Source organism: Prevotella sp. LCP21S3_D2 (genome assembly GCF_052118345.1).
Taxonomy (GTDB): domain Bacteria; phylum Bacteroidota; class Bacteroidia; order Bacteroidales; family Bacteroidaceae; genus Prevotella.
This window is the reverse complement of sequence record NZ_JBQKHJ010000056.1, coordinates 1-3,772: the sequence shown is the minus strand read 5'-3', so window position 1 is coordinate 3,772 and position 3,772 is coordinate 1. Positions and strand designations below refer to the sequence as shown.

General features: G+C 43.2%; 3 protein-coding genes and 1 pseudogene. 2 read left to right on the top strand and 2 right to left on the bottom strand.

From position 1 onward, the window contains the following. Positions 1–118, top strand: a pseudogene (locus tag ACTQ16_RS16440) (GntR family transcriptional regulator); the annotation flags it as partial. A gap of 110 nt (positions 119–228) precedes the next feature. Here ACTQ16_RS16440 and ACTQ16_RS16435 read toward each other — a convergent pair. Continuing rightward, positions 229–1,791 carry an ATP-binding protein gene (locus ACTQ16_RS16435; RefSeq protein ID WP_441938515.1) on the bottom strand — a complete coding sequence of 521 codons (1,563 nt, stop codon included), beginning with the start codon at positions 1,789–1,791 and terminating at the stop codon, positions 229–231. Between the two features lie 226 nt (positions 1,792–2,017). Between ACTQ16_RS16435 and ACTQ16_RS16430 the strand changes: the two genes are divergently transcribed. Beyond that, on the top strand, positions 2,018–2,269 hold the full coding sequence (locus tag ACTQ16_RS16430; RefSeq protein ID WP_154481942.1) for a hypothetical protein: 252 nt from the start codon (positions 2,018–2,020) through the stop codon (positions 2,267–2,269). On the opposite strand, the gene ACTQ16_RS16425 is transcribed toward ACTQ16_RS16430, so the two are convergent. After that, entirely contained in the window at positions 2,218–3,558 is a 1,341-nt protein-coding gene (locus tag ACTQ16_RS16425) for an ATP-binding protein (protein ID WP_441938514.1), read from the bottom strand. The two genes, ACTQ16_RS16430 and ACTQ16_RS16425, sit on opposite strands and share 52 nt — an antisense overlap. Between the last annotated feature and the right edge of the window lie 214 nt (positions 3,559–3,772).

The window sequence follows — 3,772 nt, the reverse complement described above, 5'->3', positions numbered from 1 at the left end:
CGACGACATCTACGAGCGTTTCCACGTGAGCAAGAAGGTTTACAAGCGTGCCATTGGCGACCTCTACAAGAAGCGCCTCATCACCGTAAGCCCTATGAGCATCCGATTGGCAGAATAAGGCAGTTTTAATTCTACTTCAACCCAAAAAGACCGAGCAACTTCCAATAGAAAAGTTACTCGGTCTTTTTTTATTATGGGTTGCTACCACTTTTAAAAGTGGACTCTTATTTATGGTTCTATGGTCCAATCCTCAATATTCCCTTTCTTGGCATCAAAGTTTACACCAACTTTTACTATCGGCTTGCCACATCTTGCAAAACGCTGGTCATATTGCTTGAGGTTGATTTGCTGCATGGCGGCCTGGGCACTCTTGTTGAGTTTCAGTTCGATGAGATAGAGAGTATCCTCAGTCTCCATCACTACATCCACCCTTCCATTCGGTGTGTGAACCTCCACATCCACCACAAAGTGAGTCAAGAGAGTGAAGACGATGAAAAGCACCTGCTGGTAATGCCCCTCGTAATTGGTATTGTTACAATAAGGCACCGTGCCCAAGAACTCCTGGAGCAAGCGCAAGGCACCATCCATGTCGCCTTGGCGAATCAAGACAGACATCTGGGCGATTGCCACATCTCCCTCCTCGGCATACATGCCTTCCAAATAATAAGGCAGAAGGCTCTCAAATAAGCCCACCTTGATTTCCTTGTTAGGCAAGTCGAGCGTGAAGAGTTGGCTCATCTTGTCATAGCCCTTGATAGTGATGTAGCCGCTCTGATAGAGCAAAGGCGTGATGGTCTTCAAGTTCTCCGTAGGTGCATCGAAAGCTGAGGAACGAGCCAATGACCTGCCTATCTTGGCTGGCAAGACCTTAAACTTGCGAAGCATGTTGATAAGATAGGTAGGTGTGCCTGAGCTGAACCAATAAGCACCGAAGTTCTTATCATCAAAACAGTTGAGCAAGCTATAAGGATTAAACACATCAGGGGATGCTGGCGAGAAGTGATAGCCATCATAATTCTCCTTGAGTTTAGCAATAGTTTCCTCTCTTGTCATCTCCAGTGCCTCTGCCAACACATCTATATCCTCACTCATCTTGGTAAGCAATTCTTCCTTGGTGATTCCGCAAACTCCGGCATATTCATCATCCAACGAAATATTTTTGATGTTATTCAACTCGCTAAAAATGCTCACTTGCGAGAACTTGGTGATGCCAGTCAGGAAGACAAAACGAAGCATGGGCTCACACATCTTGAGTGGGCTATAGAAATTGCGCATCACATTGCGAAGCTCATCCAAAGTTTTTCTCTCATGAGCTACATCGAGCATAGGCGCATCATACTCGTCGATGAGCACGACCACCTGCTTGCCACTAATTTCATAAGCGGTGGTAATTAATTCTGTCAAACGATCATTTGCACCTCTTTTAGAATGGGTAATCCCCCATTTTTTCTCTTCTGCCTCCAAACGATTTGAGAGATAATCCTCCAACTGCTCCTTCTCCATGTGCTTACCTCCACTCATGTCGAAGTGCAGTACAGGATATTCCATCCATTTCTGCTCTAACTTTTCGATGGCAAGCCCTTCAAACAGTTCTTTCTTTCCAGAGAAATAACTCTCAAAAGTGGACACCAAAAGTGACTTACCGAAACGGCGTGGACGACTTAAGAAGAAATAACATCCACCAGAATGTGTCATTCGATAGACATATTCCGTCTTGTCGATATAGAGCTTGTTTTCCTTTCGAATACGCTCAAATGTTTGGATTCCTACAGGATATAATTTCAATGCCATAATTGCTTCGTTTTGAATTCATATTGCAAAAATAGGCAATTTTTCCGAAATACCTATCAGAAAATAGAATATTTAACGGAAAACTTACATCTTCTTGGTAAAAGCCAAGGTAACGAGCTGCCAACCAGCTTATGTCTTGGCATAAGCCTCAGCTTCTCGATGGGCGGAACCATCAAGCAGCTGCGTGTGAAGGTGGGCGACTACCCCCAAAGAGAAGCTTGCTCCCATGCAGCTGATTTTGGAAATCAAGGCATATCAGACTCCTGAGCGTGAAGACAGATGCGTAAAGGCGTACCTTGATTTGGTAAAGGCAGCCGGCATTGACTATTATGATGGTGCCCTTCTCAAGAATCCGAATTGGATTAAAGAGAGTCACGACCTGGGCATGAAGGTGAATGTATGGACTATCGACGATATATCTACCACTCATTCATCTACAACAGCATCCAATACGTTCCGCAAATTACCTATCAGATAAAACGGAAGATTGATCAACGTAAACTCCTTGCCATGAATGGTCTTGACCTTATCTATAGAATAAGGCTTTGACCAGATACGGATGGCTATGTTTACATCAGAACTATCCATAAATACCTGGAGAGAACGGAGATGGGCATTGGTTCCACTCTTTACCTCTATCGGATAAAGCTTGGAGTTATGAGTAAAAATGAAATCAACCTCTGCACCATTATTCGGCTTTGCCCAAAACGAGCGATGCTGTCCCACCCTATCTTCCAAAGCCAATAACTCCTGAGCCGTAATTTGGTCTGCAATATGCCCACGCCAACTGTCCACCATATCGGTAGAGCCAATGATTTCCTTTCTGATCCCCGCCTGATAGTTCACTAATCCCGTATCAAACCAGATGAGTTTTGGCATTCGTTTGGTCTCAGGAATAATCGGCAACTGGGTAGAAGATACAGGGTAAACTAGCTCCAGAAGCATAGCCTTCTCCAACAATCTAAATGCCTCGCCCACCTCTCTTGACTTATAGCCAGAATTGGCAAAGTTACCTAACGTAATGGTCTCACCCGAAAAAGCCCAACCATAGGAGAGGATGAATCTCACTACGTCTGTCAACTTATTACCTCTGACGTATTTTTCAGAATCATCCTTATAGGCTTGCACCAGAGTTTCATAAACATCTTCGATACCAATGACATCCTGGGTTTCAGCATACTGCTGCACAGCTTCAGGCATACCTCCCACAATGGTATATTGATTAAAAAGATGCATCAACTGTTCATGGAAGGCAACCGTATATTCTGCCTTCTGCGAGAGTACGGCAAGCAGATTATTCTTGCCGATAGCTCCCAGGAATTCCGAAAACGAACAAGGTCGCAAAGCCAGATATTGTACTCTTCCTACAGGGAAACTGACTTTAACATCCACCAGATTCTCCAACAGACTGCCAGCTGCAATAACATACAAATCAGGTCTCTGTTCATAGAAATACCTGAGAAGTGCTATGGTTTTAGGAGAATTCTGAATCTCGTCGATGAAAACAAGGGTAGTTCCTTCTTTCTTAACCTTACCGACACTGGCATACAGCATATTCACCAGGTCGTCTAAAGGAATCTCCATTTCAAACAACTTGGCATTCTCATTTCTTTCCAGATTGAAATATAGATAATTATCAAACTGAGAGCCAAACTCATTGACCACAGTTGTCTTGCCAACCTGTCGAGCTCCTCTCAGGATAAGAGGCTTATGCTTTTTGTCTTGCTTCCAAGCCTCCAGTTTACTGATGATATTTCGTCTAAACATACGCATTTGTTTCAAATCAGGGGCAAAGATACTACTTTTTTGTCGCAAATCAGCGGCAACAGCGTTAAAGTTTGTTGTAAATCAGGGACAACTAGGCATATCATTGTAGCAGTTCCCCAAAGTGGACACAAAAAATGATTATTAATTATTTATATTTTTAAAAGTACACATATCTATCAAATTTCGTTCCTTTTCATTTGCAAAAGTAGACAAT

Excerpts from the sequence above, each read along its gene's own strand:
- ACTQ16_RS16435 (WP_441938515.1), bottom strand. The coding sequence starts at position 1,791 with ATGGCATTGAAATTATATCCTGTAGGAATCCAAACATTTGAGCGTATT.
- ACTQ16_RS16430 (WP_154481942.1), top strand. The coding sequence starts at position 2,018 with ATGCAGCTGATTTTGGAAATCAAGGCATATCAGACTCCTGAGCGTGAA.
- ACTQ16_RS16425 (WP_441938514.1), bottom strand. The coding sequence starts at position 3,558 with ATGTTTAGACGAAATATCATCAGTAAACTGGAGGCTTGGAAGCAAGAC.